The 20,976-nt window shown below is 30.5% G+C and carries 17 protein-coding genes and 1 CRISPR repeat array; of the genes, 11 read left to right on the forward strand and 6 right to left on the reverse strand.

The annotated features are described in order from the left end of the window. Positions 1–262 precede the first annotated feature (262 nt). The 5 genes from folE to B0A58_RS07765 are packed head-to-tail and all read left to right on the forward strand — an operon-like array spanning position 263 to position 4,126. Complete coding sequence (folE, locus tag B0A58_RS07745) at positions 263–934, forward strand: GTP cyclohydrolase I FolE (protein ID WP_089080584.1); 672 nt, start codon at positions 263–265, stop codon at positions 932–934. Between the two features lie 14 nt (positions 935–948). After that, a complete protein-coding gene (cysS, locus tag B0A58_RS07750) occupies positions 949–2,427 on the forward strand; it encodes a cysteine--tRNA ligase (protein ID WP_089080585.1) in 1,479 nt (492 codons plus the stop codon). Between the two features lie 11 nt (positions 2,428–2,438). Beyond that, positions 2,439–2,654 (forward strand): membrane protein insertion efficiency factor YidD, encoded by a 216-nt coding sequence (yidD, locus tag B0A58_RS07755; RefSeq protein WP_089080586.1) that lies wholly within the window; start codon positions 2,439–2,441, stop codon positions 2,652–2,654. Between the two features lie 23 nt (positions 2,655–2,677). Beyond that, positions 2,678–3,622 (forward strand): prolipoprotein diacylglyceryl transferase, encoded by a 945-nt coding sequence (gene lgt, locus B0A58_RS07760; RefSeq protein WP_089080587.1) that lies wholly within the window; start codon positions 2,678–2,680, stop codon positions 3,620–3,622. A 6-nt stretch (positions 3,623–3,628) separates the two neighbouring features. Beyond that, positions 3,629–4,126, forward strand: a complete 498-nt coding sequence (locus B0A58_RS07765; protein WP_089080588.1) for a GNAT family N-acetyltransferase — start codon at positions 3,629–3,631, stop codon at positions 4,124–4,126. On the opposite strand, the gene B0A58_RS07770 is transcribed toward B0A58_RS07765, so the two are convergent. The 4 genes from B0A58_RS07770 to B0A58_RS07785 all read right to left on the reverse strand — a co-directional run bounded on the left by B0A58_RS07770 (position 4,118) and on the right by B0A58_RS07785 (position 7,514). Further along, positions 4,118–5,404 (reverse strand): cryptochrome/photolyase family protein, encoded by a 1,287-nt coding sequence (locus B0A58_RS07770; RefSeq protein WP_089080589.1) that lies wholly within the window; start codon positions 5,402–5,404, stop codon positions 4,118–4,120. The genes B0A58_RS07765 and B0A58_RS07770 overlap by 9 nt on opposite strands. A 6-nt stretch (positions 5,405–5,410) precedes the next feature. Further along, positions 5,411–5,875, reverse strand: coding sequence for an SRPBCC family protein (locus B0A58_RS07775; protein ID WP_089080590.1), 465 nt, complete (start codon positions 5,873–5,875; stop codon positions 5,411–5,413). A gap of 114 nt (positions 5,876–5,989) precedes the next feature. Then, positions 5,990–7,243, reverse strand: a complete 1,254-nt coding sequence (locus B0A58_RS07780) for a mechanosensitive ion channel family protein (protein WP_089080591.1) — start codon at positions 7,241–7,243, stop codon at positions 5,990–5,992. Beyond that, positions 7,236–7,514: a DUF3817 domain-containing protein gene (locus tag B0A58_RS07785; protein ID WP_089080592.1), complete on the reverse strand. Its 279-nt coding sequence runs from the start codon at positions 7,512–7,514 to the stop codon at positions 7,236–7,238. Before B0A58_RS07785 ends, B0A58_RS07780 begins: the two co-directional genes overlap by 8 nt. Positions 7,515–7,882: 368 nt before the next feature. On the opposite strand from B0A58_RS07785, the gene B0A58_RS07790 reads away from it, so the two are divergent. The 6 genes from B0A58_RS07790 (at position 7,883) to B0A58_RS07815 (ending at position 17,896) form a co-directional block, all read left to right on the forward strand. Beyond that, complete coding sequence (locus B0A58_RS07790; protein ID WP_089080593.1) at positions 7,883–9,421, forward strand: DEAD/DEAH box helicase; 1,539 nt, start codon at positions 7,883–7,885, stop codon at positions 9,419–9,421. Between the two features lie 128 nt (positions 9,422–9,549). After that, positions 9,550–10,848: a DEAD/DEAH box helicase gene (locus tag B0A58_RS07795; protein WP_089080594.1), complete on the forward strand. Its 1,299-nt coding sequence runs from the start codon at positions 9,550–9,552 to the stop codon at positions 10,846–10,848. A gap of 736 nt (positions 10,849–11,584) precedes the next feature. Continuing rightward, on the forward strand, positions 11,585–16,249 hold the full coding sequence (gene cas9, locus B0A58_RS07800; protein WP_165766312.1) for a type II CRISPR RNA-guided endonuclease Cas9: 4,665 nt from the start codon (positions 11,585–11,587) through the stop codon (positions 16,247–16,249). A gap of 456 nt (positions 16,250–16,705) precedes the next feature. After that, positions 16,706–17,059, forward strand: a complete 354-nt coding sequence (locus B0A58_RS07805) for a hypothetical protein (RefSeq protein ID WP_089080596.1) — start codon at positions 16,706–16,708, stop codon at positions 17,057–17,059. Positions 17,060–17,201: 142 nt separating this feature from the next. Continuing rightward, positions 17,202–17,444 carry a ribbon-helix-helix domain-containing protein gene (locus B0A58_RS07810; protein WP_089080597.1) on the forward strand — a complete coding sequence of 81 codons (243 nt, stop codon included), beginning with the start codon at positions 17,202–17,204 and terminating at the stop codon, positions 17,442–17,444. Positions 17,445–17,566: 122 nt separating this feature from the next. Then, complete coding sequence (locus B0A58_RS07815) at positions 17,567–17,896, forward strand: GIY-YIG nuclease family protein (protein WP_089080598.1); 330 nt, start codon at positions 17,567–17,569, stop codon at positions 17,894–17,896. Positions 17,897–18,135: 239 nt separating this feature from the next. Then, a CRISPR array of direct repeats spans positions 18,136–19,651; the repeat unit is 36 nt; unit sequence GTTGTGGTTTGATTAAAGATTAGAAAACACGATATG. A gap of 106 nt (positions 19,652–19,757) precedes the next feature. Here B0A58_RS07815 and cas2 read toward each other — a convergent pair. Both cas2 and cas1 read right to left on the reverse strand, forming a co-directional pair. Continuing rightward, positions 19,758–20,087, reverse strand: a complete 330-nt coding sequence (gene cas2, locus B0A58_RS07820) for a CRISPR-associated endonuclease Cas2 (protein WP_044032506.1) — start codon at positions 20,085–20,087, stop codon at positions 19,758–19,760. After that, entirely contained in the window at positions 20,063–20,962 is a 900-nt protein-coding gene (gene cas1, locus B0A58_RS07825) for a type II CRISPR-associated endonuclease Cas1 (RefSeq protein WP_089080599.1), read from the reverse strand. The genes cas2 and cas1 overlap by 25 nt, the downstream gene beginning before the upstream one ends. Positions 20,963–20,976: the final 14 nt, after the last annotated feature.

Here is a 20,976-nt window from a genome sequence, read left to right on the forward strand (position 1 = left end):
AAAAAACAAAAAGGATATCGCTGCTGTCGGGGCTAAATCGCAGCTTCCGTTTGTGCCACCAAAATATAAAATTTTAATGGTTCCAAAATCTATATTTCTTTTCCTTTTAATTCACTGAATTTTAGTCTATTACTGAATAATAAATTCCAATTCCAAATTTTATGGAAATTTTAATAAAAAAACAAAACTTAAATAGAATCATTTTAAATATTCTTTTTATCTTTGAAAATTCATATATAACATAAATTAGCAATTAAAATAAATGAAAAACGCTGAAAATTTCAACGACGAAATAGGTAATAATCATATTGCAACAAATGCTCAAAATCCCATCAGACCCGATGCCTTTATTCTTTCAGACGAAGAAAAAATCGAATCTATAAAAAAAGATGTAACAAATATATTACAAACTTTAGGTATGGATTTAACAGACGACAGTTTGAAAGGAACACCAAATAGGGTAGCAAAAATGTTTGTTAATGAAATATTTGGTGGATTAAATCCAAACAAAAAACCAAGCGCTTCAACTTTTGAAAACAATTACAAATATGGAGAAATGTTGGTCGAAAAAAATATTGTAGTCTATTCTACCTGCGAACACCATTTATTGCCCATTATTGGTCGAGCACATGTAGCTTATATCAGCAACGGCACAGTAGTTGGACTTTCAAAAATGAACAGAATTGTAGAATATTATGCAAAAAGACCACAAGTTCAAGAGCGTTTGACTATGCAAATTGTTCAAGAACTACAAAAAGTATTAAACACCGATGACGTAGCCTGTGTAATAGATGCCAAACATTTATGTGTCAATTCAAGAGGTATCAAAGACATAGAAAGCAGCACGGTTACCTCAGAATTTGGTGGAAAATTCAAAAATGAACAAACCAAACGAGAATTTTTAGATTATATAAAATTTGATACAAAATTTTAAAAATTAAAAATATAATGTCATTATATAAAATAAATAAAATAAAAATATATAATTCACTTACAGCAGTAAAAGAAGATTTCAATCCCATAAACGAAGGCAGCATTGGAATGTATGTCTGTGGCCCCACTGTGTACAGCAATGTACATTTAGGAAACGTACGCACCTTTATGTCCTTTGATTTGATTTTTCGTTATTTCAAACATTTGGGTTACAAAGTTAGATATGTAAGAAATATAACCGATGTCGGTCATATTGTTGATGATGTAGATGAAGGAGAAGATAAAATTGCAAAAAAAGCACGTATAGAAAAACTTGAACCAATGGAAGTTGTTCAACGTTATACTGTTGATTTTCATCAAATTCTAAAAGCATTCAATTTTTTGCCACCAAGCATAGAACCCACCGCAACAGGGCATATTATTGAACAAATAGAAATCATCAAAACCATTATAGACAAAGGATTTGCTTATGAAATTAACGGATCTGTATATTTCGATGTAATCAAATTTAATGAAAAACACCATTATGGGCAGCTAAGTGGACGAAATATCGAAGACATGTTAGCCAATACAAGAGAACTTGATGGCCAATCTGATAAAAAAAACCAACAAGATTTTGCCTTATGGAAACGGGCCGAACCCGAACACATCATGAGGTGGCCTTCGCCTTGGAGCGATGGTTTTCCAGGTTGGCATCTAGAGTGTACTGCCATGAGTACCAAATATTTAGGCACTCATTTTGACATTCACGGCGGCGGAATGGATTTAAAATTTCCGCATCACGAATGTGAAATTGCTCAAAATCAAGCTGCAACAGGCCATACACCAGTCAATTATTGGATGCATGCCAATATGCTGACTTTAAATGGTAAAAAAATGGCTAAATCAACAGGTAATAATATATTACCTGGCGAAATACTTACAGGAGAAAATCCTTTTTTAAGTAAAGCTTTTCCTGCTACGGTCGCTCGTTTTTTTATGTTGCAAGCCCATTATCGTAGCAATTTAGATTTTTCAAACGAGGCCATTTTGGCAGCCGAAAAAGGATTTAATCGATTGATGGAAGCATTACATTTGCTAAAAGATATTCAACCGCAAAAACAAACCTCTATCGATTTAAAAACTTGGAAATCAAATTGTTATGAGGCTATGAACGACGATTTTAATGCCCCAATTTTAATAGCAAATCTATTTGAGGCTGTAAAATATATCAATTTGCTCAACGACAAAAAAGAAACAATTCATGCAGACGATTTAGCCGATTTTACAAAAACGTTACATGCCTTTGTTTTTGATGTTTTAGGACTCGAAGACACAAAAGCAAGTACCAATCAAAGTAACAAACTTGAAAATGTGGTTCAAATACTCATCGAAATGAGAAAAGAAGCCCGAGACAATAAAGATTTTGCTTTGTCTGATCAAATCAGAAACCAATTGTTAGCCATAGGTATCCAACTTAAAGACGGTAAAGAAGGCACAACTTTTAGTGTTTAAAAATAATTTTGATGAATGTAACAAAACCTTTTATTTTTCTAGTTCGGTTCTATCAAGTGGCCATTTCGCCATTTACTCCAGCCTCTTGCCGGTTTGAACCAACTTGTTCTACTTATATGATTCAATCCCTGCAAAAGCATGGATTAATAAAAGGGGGATATTATGGTATCAAAAGAATTTTGAGTTGTAATCCTTGGGGAAAGTCAGGATATGATCCAATAAAATAATAAATTAAAAAATAATATTAATAATGAATATAGCTTTTAGTATAGTTTGGAATCCTTCTGAAGGAATAGATTTGGGTTTTTTTATGATTAGGTTTTACAGTTTGATGTTTGTCGTGGCCTTTGGATTAGGCTGGTGGATCATGAAAAAAATATTTGATAGAGAAAACGAATCTATTGATAAACTGGATAGCTTATTTGTATGGACAGTAGTTGCTACTTTGCTTGGGGCAAGACTAGGTCATGTTATTTTTTATCAGCCAGAATTATTTTTAGACGATCCTTTAAGTATTTTATTACCAATAAGAACGCAACCCGATTTTAAATTTACTGGATATGCAGGACTTGCAAGTCATGGAGCTGCTATTTCTATTATAATTATGATGTATTTTTTTAGCAAAAAAATCATGAAAAAATCTGTTTTATGGGTTTTGGATAGGGTAGTTATTCCAGTAGCAAGTGGTGCTATTTTTGTAAGACTTGGAAATTTCTTTAATTCAGAAATTTATGGAAAACCAACAGATGGTAATCATTTTTATGCTATAAAATTTGTAAGAGAAGAAGAATTTTGGCAAAACCATAATTTGATGGAAATGACTCAAGCACAATCAGAAAATGAGGCCTATAATGTAATTGCCAATAACTCAAAATTTACTGAAGTTTTAAATGAAATACCTTTCAGACATCCATCTCAATTATACGAATCTTTTGCTTATATTTTTGTGTTTTTTATATTATATTTTCTTTATTGGAAAACAGATGCACGCAAAAAAGAGGGATTTTTGTTTGGTATGTTTTTAATCACACTTTGGCCCATTCGATTTGTTGTAGAGTTTGTAAAAGCCAGTCAAGGTGGTTTTGAAAATACTTTAGGTCATTTTTCAACAGGACAATGGTTAAGTATTCCTTTTATTATTTTAGGTTTGGTGTATGTATTTAGAAATAATACAAAAAAAGATGAAATATATTAATACAATATGGAAATAATTATCAGAAATGCAGTTGAAAATGATTTAGAGGCCATTTTGAAAATTGTCAATCATGCTATTTTACATACTACTTCAAATTATTCTTATGATATTCAAACTTTAGCTGATCAAAAAAAATGGTTTATCGATAAAAAAGATAAAGGGTTACCTATTTTGGTTGCCGAATTTCAAAATCAAGTGCTTGGTTTTGCAACTTATGGAAGTTTTAGAGAAAAAATAGGCTACCAATATACCATAGAACATTCGGTTTATGTAATAGATGATTATATAGGAAAAGGTATTGGTAAGTTATTATTATCAAAATTAATTTATCTTGCAAAAAAACAAGGATATCATTGCATGATTGGGGCTATCGATGCAACAAACCAAAATAGTATTCAATTTCATCAAAAATTTGGATTCCAAATATCAGGTCATATCAAAGAAGTAGGTTTTAAATTTAACCAATGGCTGGATTTGGTTTTGATGCAATTAATTTTACAATAACGCTTCTTTAAACACTTTCAAACATTTTGCTCTGGCTTCTTGATGGTTTACAATAGGCTTTGGGTAATTTAATTCTTGATATTCTGGAACCCATTTTTGAATATATTTACAATTTGCATCAAATTTTTTGGTTTGCTCCATTGGGTTAAATATTCTAAAATAGGGTGCAGCATCTACACCACAACCTGCTGCCCATTGCCAATTTCCAACATTGCTTGATTGCTCATAATCTAATAATTTTGATGCAAAATAGGCTTCTCCCCATCTCCAATCTATAAGTAAATGTTTGCATAAAAAACTTGCAACTATCATTCTAACTCTATTATGTAGGTATCCTGTAGCGTTTAACTCACGCATGCCTGCATCCACAATAGGGTAACCTGTTTGTCCTATACACCATTTTTCAAAATACATTTCATTGTTGTCCCATGGTATGTTTTCATATTTTGGTCTAAAACATAAGTGGGTTGTGTGTGGATAATGCCAAATAACATTCATAAAAAATTCCCTCCAAATTAATTCATTTAGATAAGTTTCATTTTCAATATCAATGATATTTCTAATAATTTCTCTTATAGATATAGTTCCAAACCGTAGGTGAGGCGCTGCATTGGAAGTTTTAGCAAGATATGGAAAATTTCTATTCAATTCATAGTTTTCAATCAATTCGTGGCCAATAGCAATAGGTAAAACTTTCTGCAATGATTTTTGAAATCCAATTTTTTCTAATGATAAAAAAGGGTAGGAGTGAGGTTGTAAATGTTGCAAATAATCTTCTGAATATGCTACATTGATTAAATTTTTATGGAATTTCTGTTTCCATTTTTTTGAATATGGAGTAAAAACAACATACGGGCTGCCATCTTCTTTGACAATTTCATTTTTTTCAAAAATGACCTGATCTTTATAAGCTTTTAATGGAATTTGATGTTCTTGTAATAAATAGTAAATTTTTTTATCTCGTTCTCGAGCAGCAGGTTCATAATCTTTGTTTATATATACTGATGTAATAATATTATTTGTAATTAATTCTTTCCATATTTCAATAGGGTCACCATAAAAAGTAGCAATAGAACTATTGTATTTTTGGAATTCATCATTCATTTTTTGTAATGAATCATGTATAAAATCAACCCTTGCATCATTTTTTTCGAGTTGTTGCAAAATGTTATGATCAAAAATAAATATCGGCAAAACGGATTGGTTTTCTTGTAACGCATGATACAATCCAACATTATCTGTCCATCTTAAATCCCTTCTAAACCAAAATATTGTCATATTATTTTATTTTAATTCGCCAAACATGCTTGTTAAAGTCGTTTTTCTAAATTCAAAAATCTCCTTAAGTTTAGGTGCTACTAATATGGGATGTATCATTTGTCCTACAATACCTAATGGTAATTTGTAATCTACAATATCTTCCATTTCTATTCCTCCTGGAATTGCTTTGAAAAAATGTTTATGATGCCATAATGAATAAGGACCAAATCGTTGTTCATCTACAAAATAATGTTTATCATCTACCTGAGTAATTTCTGTAACCCATTTTGTAGGTATTCCTGCTATGGGGGTTACAATATATTGAATAATTTGTCCTGCAAACATGGGTTTGTCATCGCCTGAAAGGGTTTTGAAACCCATATATGGAGGCGTTATTTTTTTTAAATTGGCTGGATTTGAAAAAAACTCCCAAGCTTGATCTAAACTAATGGGAAGTTTTTGTTTGGTTTCTAATCTGTATATTTTCATGGTTACTTTTATTGTGTCAAAAATGATTAAAATGAATTTAAGAATCTATTTTTGGTGTAAAAGTAATAAAAATGTTTAATTAAAACACAAAAAGATTAAACAATATATTTTTTTTTAAACATCATGCTTTTCAGATGGCAACTCAAAAATTTCTAAATTAAAATAGGGCACGGCAGCAATAAAGTGGTCGAATAAATCAGATACGATATATTCATAATTTTCCCATTTTTTATCTTTTGAAAAAGCATATATTTCAAGCGGAATTCCATGTTGTGTGGGTTGTAATTGTCTGCAAACCAAAAACATATCTTGATTGATTGCGGCATGTCTTTCTAAATATTTTGTTATATAAACTCTAAATAAACCCAAATTAGTAAGATTTCTTCCGTTTACTAATACGTCTTTATTAATTTGATGATTCGCATTATAGATGTCAATTTCTGATTGTTTTTGGGAAATATAATGATGAATCAATTGAATTTTTGATAAATTTTCGATTTCTATGTCTGATAAAAAATGAACACTATGCGATTTAATCAATAAAAAACGTTTTATCCTCCTTCCAGATGAATTTTGCATCCCTCGCCAGTTTTTAAATGAATCTGATATCAAACTATATGTAGGAATAGTTGTAGTAGTCAAATCAAAATTACGAACTTTTACCGTAGCTAAATTGATTTCAATCACATCGCCATCTGCACCAAATTTGTCGAATGTTACCCAATCGCCAATGCGAACCATATCATTTAATGACACCTGAACACTAGCTACAAAACCCAAAATAGTATCTCTAAAAATCAATAATATAACAGCAGAAACAGCTCCAAAAGCTGTAAATAAAGTATTTGTTTTTATTTCAAATAATTCTAATATAATTACAAATAATCCTATCATCCAAAGAATGATCATAAATACTTGAATATAACTGTCTATGGGTTTATCGCTATATTGGGGTATTAATTTTAAATAATCTCTTAATGCATTGAATATGGTTCTGATGATCCATAAGGTAAGCAAAACAATATAAATACCTATAAATTTACCAAAAAAACCTTCCCAATATACATAATCATTTAAAATTATAGGAACTGATTTATAAATAAATAAAAGTGGTATTAAATAGGAAATGTATTTTGCTGTTTTGTTTGCAATTAAAAAATCATCAAACTTTGAGTGGGTTCTTTGTGCAATTATTGCTAAAACACTTACTAAAATAAACCTAAAAATTTTATAAATTAGATAGGCAAACAACCATAAAATAATGATATTCACTATCAAACTACTATAAGATGCAACCGTATCATGCCATCCTATTTTTTTGAAAAGCGGATAACACCACCCAAATATTTTGTTTATAAATTTAAGCATTTTTTAAATATTTATTTTCAATATAAAATGTTCCAAACGGTACAAAAGAAGCCAAACATACTATCGAAAATATTTTAAATGACCAATTTTGTTTGTATTTTACTATAACTGCAAGCAAAATATAAGCAATAAACAAAATACCATGTGCCATACCTATAGGCCTAATATAGGCATCGTTTTGAAAAAAACGTCTCATGGGCATAGCAAAGAAAAACAAGGCAAGCAACGACAACCCTTCTAAAATAGCAATGTATTTAAATAATTTTAACATAGTTTTTTTTTTGGGTACAAAATTAATAATTTGCAAACAACTCGGCTGCTAAATAGCTGTTTTTTATGAATTATTTAATAATTGATTCCTAAACAGCAAAATCGACTTTGAATGTAATAATTTAATATTATATTTATCAATTTTATTTTAAAATAAAAATAATAATACTATATTGAGTATAATTCATCAATAATTAAATAAAATTAAAATTTATATTGATAATAGTTCAATAAAATAATATATATACATAAATTTAACATTATTTATAAAATTTATTGATTTTACATCTGCTTTAAATCACTTTTTTTAAATTATTATCAAATAATAGGTTTTTTAAACGTACTTTTGCAAAAATCAATTTTTATCAAATGTCATACCCATTAGTTGAAGCCGAATTAGACGAAAAAAAAGTTTTATATGATTATCAAGAATACGATATTGATGCCATTTTTGAAAGAATAGACAACCAAAAAAGCAATTTTCATTTGCTGTACCAATTGCCTACGGGTGGTGGTAAAACAGTCGTTTTTTCTGAAATAGTTAGAAGGTATATTAAAAAAAATAATAAAAAAGTAGTAATTTTAACTCATAGAATTGAGCTTTGCAAACAAACTTCAAAAATGCTCAAGGGTTTTGGTGTAAAAAATAAAATTGTAAACAGCAAAATCAAAGATTTGCCAGACCAGCATGAATATTCTTGTTTTGTAGCCATGGTAGAAACCTTAAAAAATAGGTTAAATGATGAAAAATTATTGATAGATGATGTAGGTTTATTAATAATTGACGAAGCTCATTATAATTCTTTTAGAAAATTATTTAGTTCTTTTGAAAATTCTTTTATTCTTGGCGTTACGGCCACTCCTTTAAGTTCCAATGTTGGGCTTCCAATGCACGAAAATTATGATGAATTAATCGTAGGAGATACCATACAAAACTTGATAGATAATGGCTTTTTAGCAAAAGCTACTACCTATAGTTATGATGTTGGACTTACTTCATTAAAAGTAGGTATAAATGGCGATTATACAGTAAAATCGTCAGACGATTTATATACTAATATGGCAATGCAAGAAAAATTATTGCACGCTTACGCCGAGAAATCTTTAGGCAAAAAAACATTAATTTTCAACAACGGTATCAACACCTCGCTATATGTTTATGAAACTTTTAGAGAAGCAGGCTATGACATTAGACATTTAGATAATACCAATAGTAACGAAGAACGTAAAGAAATTTTGCATTGGTTTAAAAAAACGCCACATGCTATTCTTACTTCTGTTGGAATTTTGACAACAGGTTTTGACGAACCTACCGTAGAGACCATCATCCTAAATAGGGCTACAAAATCATTAACGTTATATTACCAAATGATAGGGCGAGGGTCTCGTCGATTGCCCAACAAAGACAGTTTTACGGTAATCGATTTGGGTAACAATGCTGCCCGATTTGGTTTGTGGAACGAGCCCATCAATTGGCAACATATTTTTAAATCGCCAGAGTTTTACCTCGAAAATCTAAGAGACGATGCCGAAATTGAAATGAATTTTAAATATGTAATGCCTGATGAATTACGTCAAAAATTCAGTAAAACTCCCGATGTTACTTTTGATGTGGACGACGAACACAAATTGGCCATCAAGTTCAATTTGCGTTCAAAAATTGTACTCGAAAAATCGCTCGACCAGCATGCGGCCATGTGTGTAGATAATACCGAAACACTTCAAGAAGCCCGTGCATTAGCCAAAGAATTATTAGCAGATATAGAAAGTAGAATAAAAAAATATTCAAATTGTTTGAGTCAATGTAGTAAAAATTATAGAGAATGGCTAGTCGATGATTATATTAAAAACCTCAATTTATTGATAGGGAAGAAGTATCGTGAAAAAATTATGAACGAACCAGATTAATTTTTTAGGGAGCTTGATCCCGCTTTTCGTTACAATCTTTTGTGGCGAACCCCGCCACAAAAGGATTTTCACTACAATCGGGGCTAGATTCATTTTCAAAAGTAACGCTTTCTTAAAACAATATTTTCATGTCAAATTTTATCGATTTAGGTTTAATAATTGCTTTTGTTGAAACGCTTAAAAGTCTGAATATCAATACACCAACTGAAATTCAACAACAAGTTATTCCACAAATTCTACAAGCACAACATGATGTAGTAGGCATAGCACACACAGGTCACGGAAAAACAGTTGCTTTTGGTGTACCCATTTTGCAACAAATAGACGTGCAAAACCTTCATGTTCAAGCTGTTATATTAGCACCAACCAGAGAACTAGGACAACAAATAACGCACCAACTACAACAATTTGCTCAACATCATTCGTCAATCAACATTTTGGCTACTTGTGGAGGCAATCCAATAAAACCACAAATTGCGGCCTTGCAAAATAACCCCCAAATTGTGGTAGCTACGCCAGGTCGATTGCTAGATTTACTCGAACAAAAGGTACTCAACTTGCAACACGTGCAATTTGTAGTTTTGGATGAAGCAGACGAAATGATGGCCATATTACACGACAGTTTGACAAAAATCGAACAATATTTGCCCAAAAATAAACGACAGTTCTTGTTTACAGCAACATATTCGGGGGGATTAAAACAGTTGGTACAACAAAATTTTTCAAAAAATACTGCTATTATCACATCGGTTGTAGGTACAAAAACCAATACAAACATCAAACACCATTATGTAATAGTAGATCCAATAGAAAAATTAGCAGTATTATTACATTTATTAAATTCAAAACCAAATCAAAAAGGAATTATTTTTTGTAAAACAAAAGCAGCTGTCAATAAATTAGCCAAAAATTTAGCCATCAAAAAGTTTACCTCGGGTGCCATTCACAGTAGTTTGACACAGCCTATAAGAGACAAAATGATGTCGCAATTTAGAGCAGGACATATTCCTATTTTAGTAGCCACAGACTTGGCCGCACGTGGTATCGATATAGATGACATTCAATATATTGTAAATTATCACTTACCAGATACGTTAGAAACATACATTCACCGCAGTGGCAGAAGTGCCCGAAATACTCACAAAGGCTTGGTTTACAACATCATACAAGAAGAGGAATTAGCCCAATTGCAAACTATTGAAAAAGCGATTGAGTTGCCCATTTTAAAATATGAAAAACCTGACAATAAAAGTATTGAAGATAATAATACGATGATATGGGCCAAACAAATTTATAAAACCAAACCCAATCATCAAATATCTAATGAATTGAAAAACGACATTAAAGCAATTTTTCATCATTTAACAAAAGATGAATTGATTGATAAAATTCTGGCCAATCACTTGCAACAAAACGCTAAAAAGTAACCAATATCTAAGCCAATATGCTCCTTTTTTGGTTCTTATTATTTGAACTATAATTAATATTATGTAAAATAGAAAATTACAATTATTCATTTTGCCTAACGCATGCCTTTCACATGATACAGAGCATTGTTACAGATTTATTTTAAAATATAGTTAAAAAATAAATACAATTTTATAAAGCAAGTATTATAAATAAAAAAATGTTTTATTGAAAAATTTGCATCTCACAACTTGATTTTTCAGATGATTTCAATTATAAATATAATAGTAAATTTATATTTACCTAAATCAAACTTATTTGATTCCATTTTTTTATCAGGAATTCATTTGCAAATGTGAAATGAGTCTATAATATCGAATTTATTTATCTTTTATATTTGAATTTAATATTTAGCTGTATTTTACAAAAGTATAAAGCAATTGATTAGGGGCTTTTTTTTATAAGAAATGGATAAAAAAACAGTTGAAACAAGGTAAAAATAACACAATAAACGTTCCAAAAAAGCTGCCCCCCCTCCTACTCTTTTAGTGGTATTTTATTACAAAAAAAAGTCCCACCGAAGCAGGACTAAAGATTTTACATCTACGGCATATAGCCTTATTGTGATAAGATTAAAGATTAGAAATATTAATCATGCTGCAAATATATAAAACATTTTTAAATGTATATAGCGAAAAAACTTTTTTTTTAAAATATTTTTTCCAATATATTTACAAAAAATTTGAAAACACAAAAATGGCAAAAATATTAGGATTAGATTTAGGCACAAACAGCATTGGCTGGGCGGTGGTGGATGACACAAAAAACAAAATTATTGACGCTGGAGTAAGAATTTTTCCAGAAGGTGTGAAATCAGATACCATCGGAAAAGGAGATAAGGAGGAAAGCAAAAACGCTAAGCGAAGAACAAGCAGACAAACCAGAAGAGGGTTTTACAGAAAAAGGCTTAGGAAAATTAAACTATTAAGAACACTTATAAATTTTAATATGTGTCCTTTGAAACATGAAGAACTAGATGTTTGGAGTAAATGGGATAAAATTAAAAAGAAAGAAGGTAGAATGGCACCTGAACTTTTCTTACCTGATAATCATCCTTATTGTTTATGGTTAAAGCAAAATCCTTATGAATTAAGAAATAAAGCACTAATTGAAGATGTAACACTATATGAATATGGAAGAGTCTTATATCATTTAATTCAAAGACGTGGTTTTTTAAGTAATAGAAAAGGAAAGGATGACGGTAAAATTTACAAAGGGAAAGAAGGAATTAAAGGAATAGAAGATACACAAAAGGAGATACAGAACTCTACTTTAGGAAAATATTTGTTTGATATTTTGCCAAAAGAGGGAGAGCCATTTAAAATTATACAAGATGAAAAGGGTAATGAATTAAGGGTTCGTTCTCGATATACATTACGAGATATGTATATTGCTGAATTTGAAGCAATATGGAATAGACAAGCACCACAGTTAGGACTTGATAAGATTGATTACTTAAATGAGAAAAAGATTTTACTAAAAGGAGGATTAAAAAATAAAAGGAATAATAATAAAATTGAATATTTCAAAAAGAGTAAAGGGATAGATAATGTAGAAATTATTGAAATAAAAGATGAATTGTCTAATACGGATAAAGAAAAATTTATTTTAAAAGTAATTTCAAAAATACCTTTGAAAGAGTTTTTAGGAGGGAGAATTGAAAAAGATGAAGATGAAAATATCAAATTTAAAAGCAATGATAGTGTTTTGTTTTGGCAACGCCCATTGCGATCTCAAAAAAATTTACTTTCTAAATGTCGATTTGAGCCAGATTTAAAAGATGACAATGGAAAGTTTATTCAAAAAGGAAAGACACCATGTCATTTATCACATCTTTTGTTTGAAGAATTCAGAGCTTATGGATATATTAATAATATTGAATATGGAAAAAAACAAAAATTAGAAGAAACTCAACGGGAGCAAGTCTTAGAATTAATTAATTCTAAAGACAGTAATTTCAAGTTTTCTGAAGTTAAAAAGAAATTAAAATTGGAGTATGAAACTTTTAATTTTGATGACGATGCTCCGGTTAATGGAAATTATACAACAAAACATCTAAATTCATTATTTCCAAAAGAAATTCTTGAAAAAGAATATGTTATCAAAGTTAATAATATTGATATTGTTGAATATGGTTATGAACGCATTTGGCATTTATTTCATTATTGCGATGATAATGATGTTTTAATCGAAAAATTGCAAAAGGAATATGGTTTAGAAGAAAAGAATATTGAAAAAGTTTCTAAAACAAATTTAAAAGAAGGATATTCAAATGTTTCTTTAAAAGCAATTAAAAATATTTTGCCTTATCTAAAGGAAGGAAGAAGATTGAGTGATGCGGTAATTCTTGGTGGCGTTAGAAATGCTTTTGGAAAAAAGTGGGAATTATACAAAGAAGATCATAAGGAATTAGAGAAAGATTTATTGAAAATAAATCAAGATAAATCTAACAAAGAAGGCGAAGCCATAGAAAAGATTAAACATTATTTAATCGAAAATAAATATGGTTTTGTTGAAAATGATATTAGATTTAAAAAGTTATACCATCATAGTCAAGAAGTGATCGAGGTTAAACAAAAAGATAAAATAGAAGATATTGATAATTTAAGAAATCCTATAGTCCAACAAGGAGTAAATGAGGTAAAACGATTAGTCAATTTATTAATTGAAGAACATGGTAAATTTGACCAAATAAGGGTTGAGTTAGGAAGAGATTTAAAGAACAACAAAATGAAACGTCAAGAATTAACTTATAAAATCTCTCAAAACACTGCTAAAAATGAAAATGCAAAACAGCTATTAACCGAGTATGCATTAAGACATAGTAGAGAAAATATTCAAAAAGTACTATTGTATCAAGAACTGCAAGAAAGAGGAACTATTGCTGTTTGTCCGTACACAAATAAAACGATAAATATTTCTGATGTACTAGGAAGGGCAAACAAAATTCAAATTGAACATATAATACCAAAAAGTATTTCATTGGATGATAGTTTTGCTAATAAAACCTTATGTGATGCAAAATTTAATGGACTAAAAGGTGAGCGCACTCCTTATGAATTTTATCAAATAAATAAAGATGTAAATTTATGGGGTGGTGCAAAAACTTGGGAAGAAATTGAAAGAAGAGTTTTTACTGTGTTGCCTTATCCTAAAGCAAAACGATTTACTTCAAAAACAAAATTTGATAAAAACGATTTTATAGAAAGACAACTTAACGATACTCGTTATATAAGTAAAAAAACTGCGGAAATTTTATCTCAAATTTGTGGTGATGTTCGAGTAATGCCAGGAAGTTTAACAGCTGAATTAAGAAGACTGTGGGGCTTGAATAATATTTTACAACCAGCCTTTACAATTGATATTCCAAATTTGCATATTGACGAAAATAAACACATTCCTCATTATGTAGTTTTAGATAAAGATAAAAATCCAATTGCTTCTCAAAAAATTTATAATGAAAAACCTAAATTAAAACCAAATGAAACAACCTTGTTTGGTAAAGTTGATAAAGGTATTTTTAAATCAAAAGAGCAATATATAAAATTTCAAGTTGACACGCCTGAATTAATAAATGGCGAATATTGGGCAAAACTGTTGTTGTCAAATCCTAAAAGTATTGTTAGGGTTTTTAAAGAAAAACCAGAAAATACAGAAGATGAAATAGTAGTTAGAGGTAAAATAGAGAAAGAAAAGTTTAAGCATGAAGGGTTAAACACAATCAATGCACAAGGGAAAGACAATGGTGTTTATTGGGCAAAACTAACTATTTCAAATAAAGAATTTAAAAAACCTATAAAAGAAGACCAACCTAAGAAAAATGGAAAACAAATCTTGTTATTTGGAGAAGTAAAAGAAGGTGTATTTTCTTCTTACGTATATCAATGTGATGCTGAAAAAGTAGAAGATGGTAAATATTGGTTAGTCCTTGATATTGATTTTGAAAAAGTTGATTTTGAAAAAGCTTTAAATGACAAATCAACCGTAAAAGAAAATCAAATTGTAATCCAGGGAATTACAAATGATGATAATGTATTTGTTTCTGATATGGACAACCAACATCAGTTTACAATGAATGAAGGCAAAGGCAAATATTATGTATTGTTTGATATTATTTCTGAAGTAGATGATTTTTATCCTGTAAAAACGGAAATCCCTAAAATAGAAGAAGGACAAGCATTAGTGGAAGGTACTGTGTGGGTAGATAAATATTCGGGTGAAATAAAGTTTGACCCCAAAAAGAATAGAGAAGACCATCGTCATCACGCTATAGATGCTTTAGTAATTGCGTTAACAAAAGAAACTTATTTTCAACAGTTAAGTAAACACAATGCCTCGTCTGAAAACAAAAAAAGAGGCATAGAATATGATAACGACCAATTAGATTTTGCAGAACCATGGAATGGTTTTCATACCGATGCTCAAAAAACAATAAATAGTATTTTAATTTCTCATAAACAGAATAGAAATATACTAACTAAAATCACCAAGAAGATTACAAAAAATGGTAAAACCTATAAAAGTGAAGGAATGGCGGTTAGAGGACAATTGCACAAAGAATTTGTCTTTGGTTTTAGAACTCCACCAAATGGAGATGAAGGTTATCACATAAGAAAATCTGTGGAAAGTTTGGTTACAGATAAACAGATAAATAAAATTGTAGACACAAGCATCAGAGAAATAATTATAAAAGCAAGAAGAGCCGAAATTCCATTGTATAAAGAAATTGAAAACTTGTCAAAACAATTGAAAAATCCAAGGCTATCTGAAATCGAAGAAAAAAACATTAATGATAAAATAAGTCAATTAAGAAATGATATTAAACAATTATATACGTTACCTAATAAAAAAGGTGATCCAATTCCAATAAAAAAAGTAAGAGTTGCCGAAGAAATGGGGAAAGCACAGAAATTAAAATCTTCTATAAATCAATTTGTTAATCCAAGGAATAACCATCATATTGTTATTTATAAAGATGAAGAAGGACAGCTTAAAGACACAGTTACTAATTTTTGGAAAGTAGTAGAAAGAGTAAAACAAAAAGAAGAAATTTATAGGATTCCATCTCCCGTAGTTGGTCAATCTGTTCCAAAAGAACTTATTTTAACCTTTCAAGAAAATGATATGTTCATACTTGGACTTTCTGAAGATGAATATAATGATAACATTAATAACTCATCATTTTTAAGTAATTATTTGTATAGAGTTCAAAAAATATCTGATGGAGATTATTCATTCAGACATCATTTAGCATCCACAGTAACAAATAAAAAAGAAGAAATAAGGATTGCAAGTATGAAAAAATTCCAAGAAATGAACCCAATTAAAATTGTAGTTAATATATTGGGTAAAAACAAGTAATTATTATCATGATCTTTGACATATTGTTTGAAAAATTTCAAATGCTTACTATTTTAAAAAAAACGTTTAAACGCTTCTTATAAATGATTTCTTATTTAAAAGAAATGAGTAAAAGCTTCTTATAAATGTTTGCTAATTTAAAAGAAATGAGTAAACATTTTTTATAAATGCCTACTAGTTTAAAGAAAATAAGTAAACGTTTTTTATAAATGCACACTAGTTTAGAGGAAATGAGTAAACATTTTTTATAAATGCACACTAGTTTAGAGGAAATAAGTAAACGTTTGTTATAAAGACTTACTGGTTTAGAGTAAATAGTTCAACATTTATAATAAATGCTGATTAGTAATTAATGAAGTAGTCTTAATTTACATGAAAGTGTTAAATAACTGTAAAATATTTTTATAAAACAACTATTATTATTAATTTTATTTAAAATTTTTAAAACACAAAACAATGGCAAGAAAAAAATTAATTAGAGTGCCCGACCTTGATAAAGGAGCCACTCGATTGGCATCAGTAAAAAGTATCGATCCTGTTATCGATTTGGGTAACGGCATTACTGCTGCCAATTATGAAACACAAATTAACTTGTTACGCACCAAGTTAAACAGTTACAACACCGCTTTGAGTACCATTGACGAATTGTATAACGAGTGTATTTCACAAATTGATGTGTTAAGAGATTGGAACGACAGGGTATTAACTGGTGTTGCAACCAAATTTGGCAAAAACAGTTCGCAGTATGAAATGGCAGGAGGAGTTAAAAAAAGCGAACGTAAAAAGCAAACACCAAAACCTAGTGCCTAAAGATCAAAATCCCAATGTAAAGATTGGGATTTTTTTATGGGTACAAAAAAAGTTTTTTTTAAATTATAATTTACACCCAACCTAAAAAATAAATCCGATTAACTATTTTTGGTGTATATTTGCACCACTAAATCATATTATCATGGCAAGACAAAGTATCACCCTAGCCAATCAAAACGATGAGTGGCTAAAGCAACAAGTGGCTAAGGAAGAATTTACCAGCAAAAGCGAAGCGGTAAATCATCTCATCAAGCTAGCACGGGAGCTAGAGGCATATCATGACTATGTGCAAATGAAAATTGACAGAGGTTTAACTAGTGGTTTTAGTACCAAAACCAAAGAACAACTATTGGCTGAGTTCAAAGAAAGACTAAAAATTGTATAAATATGAAATCGCCATTAACAACTTGTTTGCGCAAGCAAACCCCAATTAATAAAAAGGCGATACCATAACTTGTCCCGAAAATGCGGGACGGGATATGATCGCTAACAAATAAATTTACATATATGAATAATAATATGATAGAATTTAATGAAGGGCATCATACTTATTTTGTTTACATAATTACCAATAAGTTTCGCTCAACTTATTACATTGGAATGACAAATAACTTGGGATTGCGATTACTTCAACATAAAGAAAATATAGAAAAAGGAATTAAAACATTTGCCTCTAAATACAATATTGAGTTTTTGGTATTTTACGAAAAGTTTACTTGGGTTCAAAAGGCAATAGAAAGAGAAAAAGAATTAAAAGGGTGGAAAAGAGAAAAAAAATTAGAATTAATTAGAAATTTTAATCCAAATTTTGAATTTTTAAACGATCGATTTATGTAAGAAAATAAATGATTCGATTTGTCATTCCGACGAAGGAGGAATCACATAACATGAGTAACAAATGCGATTCCTCCTCCGTCGGAATGACAAAAAGGAGACAAAAAGTTCTTTGACATACGTTTTCATGGTCTTAAACAGCCAAACCACAAAGACGATGTAAGAGTAATCTGTGCATCAGTGGCAATTTTAAAGTTGTGGTTTACAAACACCAAAATAATATTTTTTATTGGTGTGTTTGTGAATTTATTTGATTAAAGATTAGAAAACACGATATGCAATAGTACAAACACAATCATCACTGCCTTGTTGTGGTTTACAAACACCAAAATAATATTTTTTATTGGAGTGTTTGTGAATTTATTTGATTAAAGATTAGAAAACACGATATGTGGTGCTACTTTTGGAGCAATAGTGGCTGGGTTGTGGTTTACAAACACCAAAATAATATTTTTTATAGGTGTGTTTGTGAATTTATTTGATTAAAGATTAGAAAACACGATATGTGAATGGATTCTTGCTAGAGAAAAAGACATGTTGTGGTTTGATTAAAGATTAGAAAACACGATATGTGAATCCATTGAATCAATGTCCGCAGATACGTTGTGGTTTGATTAAAGATTAGAAAACACGATATGTGCACGGATAACCGAAAAAATAAGTCTGATGTTGTGGTTTGATTAAAGATTAGAAAACACGATATGCTTTGCCTTCAAATGAATTAATGGCATCAAGTTGTGGTTTGATTAAAGATTAGAAAACACGATATGAGTTTCTAAATTGAAAGATTTAGAACACTTGTTGTGGTTTGATTAAAGATTAGAAAACACGATATGAATGGTTAAGACGGCTTGGAGGCTCTGAAAGTTGTGGTTTGATTAAAGATTAGAAAACACGATATGTACATTGGAACTGCACCGTGTTAGCAGTTGTTGTGGTTTGATTAAAGATTAGAAAACACGATATGCGTACTTTTAAGGAGCAGACTGATTTATGGTTGTGGTTTGATTAAAGATTAGAAAACACGATATGAGATAGAAGCTACATCAGCTTATTTCGACAGTTGTGGTTTGATTAAAGATTAGAAAACACGATATGAACGCAGTAATAGTTAAATCAGACCTTGATGTTGTGGTTTGATTAAAGATTAGAAAACACGATATGTTTTGTACCTGTGGAATTAAAGTTACCCCGGTTGTGGTTTGATTAAAGATTAGAAAACACGATATGAATGCAACAAAAGGAATTTCAAACCAAAGTGTTGTGGTTTGATTAAAGATTAGAAAACACGATATGTCAAATATGAAAATATCCAAAGCAAGAAAAGTTGTGGTTTGATTAAAGATTAGAAAACACGATATGGCATTTTTCAAAACAAAATAAGAAAGGCTTGTTGTGGTTTGATTAAAGATTAGAAAACACGATATGTTATCTCGTGTGAACTGGATGAGACCGACAGTTGTGGTTTGATTAAAGATTAGAAAACACGATATGTTTACAGCCGATAAGTTGGAAAGCATTTCCGTTGTGGTTTGATTAAAGATTAGAAAACACGATATGTTTACAGCCGATAAGTTGGAAAGCATTGCCGTTGTGGTTTGATTAAAGATTAGAAAACACGATATGATAGTAAGCCTAATTTTTCTAGGCGTGGCAGTTGTGGTTTGATTAAAGATTAGAAAACACGATATGGTTTTGAATTTAAAAGAAAAAACCCTTAAAGTTGTGGTTTGATTAAAGATTAGAAAACACGATATGAGTTGGCTTGTTGCCTTCTGATATTCAAGGGATTAATTGTAAATATCGTTATAAAAAATGCCTCTTTATAGGACTGATAACCCTATATTGAGGCATTTTTTGTTTTCTAAAACAGCTCTAGCTGTACAGGCATTGGTACTTTTGGCAACGGAGCTTGGCCCCAATAATTCATAATATTGCCAAACTGTTTGTCGGTTATCCGTACAACACTCACCTTGCCTAGTGGGGGCAACAATTGTACGATACGTTTTTCGTGTACGTCGGCACTCTCGCTACTGGCACAATGTCTTGTATATACAGAATATTGCATCATCGTAAATCCGTCGTTCAATAATTTGTTTCTAAAAACCGAGGCATCTTTACGGTTTTTTTTTGTTGCTGTGGGCAGGTCAAAAAATACAAACAACCACATTATCCGATATCCGTTGAGTTCCATAACTTGGCATATTTTATTTTTTTGCGTTCGCCCGTATAACATTGTTGTAGCGAGCTGGCTGTTTTTTGTAAAGCCACCATCAAAGGGCTTTTTTCGTTTTCAAAATACACTGTTCGGGTTAGCAGTTGCAACAACTCGGCTTTTAGGGTGGTGTTCAACTCTTGTTCTTCAAATTTTTGCATCATCTCAAATACTTTTTCGTCCACCAGCGGTCTGTAGGGTTCCATAATGTCGTCTGCAAGGGCAAAGGCGTTGTATTTGTTTTTGTGATGAATGCCTAGCGTATTGAGCAAGCCACTGCCAGATAAGGCTCGTGCTGTGGCGGCTCGTAAAATGGCATAGCCATAATTTAGAAAATTGTTGGGATAGTTACCAAATCGCTCTCGCTTAAAATCAAATTCAAAAAACCGCTGCCAGTATTGGCTAGCCGCTACCCCTTCCATGTTGGTACTGTCGCCACTCAAAACTTTTGAGGCTAAAAAATCAAAGTGGTTTTTTTTGCCTTCCATTCGTTCCAAAAGGCTTCCTTGGTTTTTAATTTTTTCGACAATTGTTTGTTGCCACAATTGTTTTTTGAGCGGTACACTGGCTTCCAATTGGTTTCTAAAAATCTCTTGTTGCACGTGGTGGCTGTTGAGATTCATAAACATTCCTTGTGGCAAATGATTTTGATGACATACAATGATGGCGGCATTGTTTTCTATCAACAAATTCATGGCTCTGATGCTCAAATACACCTCTGGATTATCGACAACTACAAATCCTAAATCTTCGATTGGAATGGTGGTTTCTCTCCATTCGGTTTTGATAACCAATTGACGGTTTTTGGTAGAAACAGAGGCTTTGTTTTCTAATAAAATAGTACGTTTTAACATATTTAAGTATTTAA

The organism is Flavobacterium branchiophilum NBRC 15030 = ATCC 35035, from assembly GCF_002217205.1.
GTDB classification, from domain to species: Bacteria; Bacteroidota; Bacteroidia; order Flavobacteriales; family Flavobacteriaceae; genus Flavobacterium; species Flavobacterium branchiophilum.

Excerpts from the sequence above, each read along its gene's own strand:
- B0A58_RS07790 (WP_089080593.1), top strand. The coding sequence starts at position 7,883 with ATGTCATACCCATTAGTTGAAGCCGAATTAGACGAAAAAAAAGTTTTA.
- folE (WP_089080584.1), top strand. The coding sequence starts at position 263 with ATGAAAAACGCTGAAAATTTCAACGACGAAATAGGTAATAATCATATT.
- B0A58_RS07805 (WP_089080596.1), top strand. The coding sequence starts at position 16,706 with ATGGCAAGAAAAAAATTAATTAGAGTGCCCGACCTTGATAAAGGAGCC.
- cas1 (WP_089080599.1), bottom strand. The coding sequence starts at position 20,962 with ATGTTAAAACGTACTATTTTATTAGAAAACAAAGCCTCTGTTTCTACC.
- B0A58_RS07785 (WP_089080592.1), bottom strand. The coding sequence starts at position 7,514 with ATGTTAAAATTATTTAAATACATTGCTATTTTAGAAGGGTTGTCGTTG.
- B0A58_RS07815 (WP_089080598.1), top strand. The coding sequence starts at position 17,567 with ATGAATAATAATATGATAGAATTTAATGAAGGGCATCATACTTATTTT.
- B0A58_RS07775 (WP_089080590.1), bottom strand. The coding sequence starts at position 5,875 with ATGAAAATATACAGATTAGAAACCAAACAAAAACTTCCCATTAGTTTA.
- B0A58_RS07770 (WP_089080589.1), bottom strand. The coding sequence starts at position 5,404 with ATGACAATATTTTGGTTTAGAAGGGATTTAAGATGGACAGATAATGTT.
- B0A58_RS07795 (WP_089080594.1), top strand. The coding sequence starts at position 9,550 with ATGTCAAATTTTATCGATTTAGGTTTAATAATTGCTTTTGTTGAAACG.
- cas2 (WP_044032506.1), bottom strand. The coding sequence starts at position 20,087 with ATGGAACTCAACGGATATCGGATAATGTGGTTGTTTGTATTTTTTGAC.
- B0A58_RS07765 (WP_089080588.1), top strand. The coding sequence starts at position 3,629 with ATGGAAATAATTATCAGAAATGCAGTTGAAAATGATTTAGAGGCCATT.
- B0A58_RS07780 (WP_089080591.1), bottom strand. The coding sequence starts at position 7,243 with ATGCTTAAATTTATAAACAAAATATTTGGGTGGTGTTATCCGCTTTTC.
- yidD (WP_089080586.1), top strand. The coding sequence starts at position 2,439 with ATGAATGTAACAAAACCTTTTATTTTTCTAGTTCGGTTCTATCAAGTG.
- cysS (WP_089080585.1), top strand. The coding sequence starts at position 949 with ATGTCATTATATAAAATAAATAAAATAAAAATATATAATTCACTTACA.
- cas9 (WP_165766312.1), top strand. The coding sequence starts at position 11,585 with ATGGCAAAAATATTAGGATTAGATTTAGGCACAAACAGCATTGGCTGG.
- lgt (WP_089080587.1), top strand. The coding sequence starts at position 2,678 with ATGAATATAGCTTTTAGTATAGTTTGGAATCCTTCTGAAGGAATAGAT.
- B0A58_RS07810 (WP_089080597.1), top strand. The coding sequence starts at position 17,202 with ATGGCAAGACAAAGTATCACCCTAGCCAATCAAAACGATGAGTGGCTA.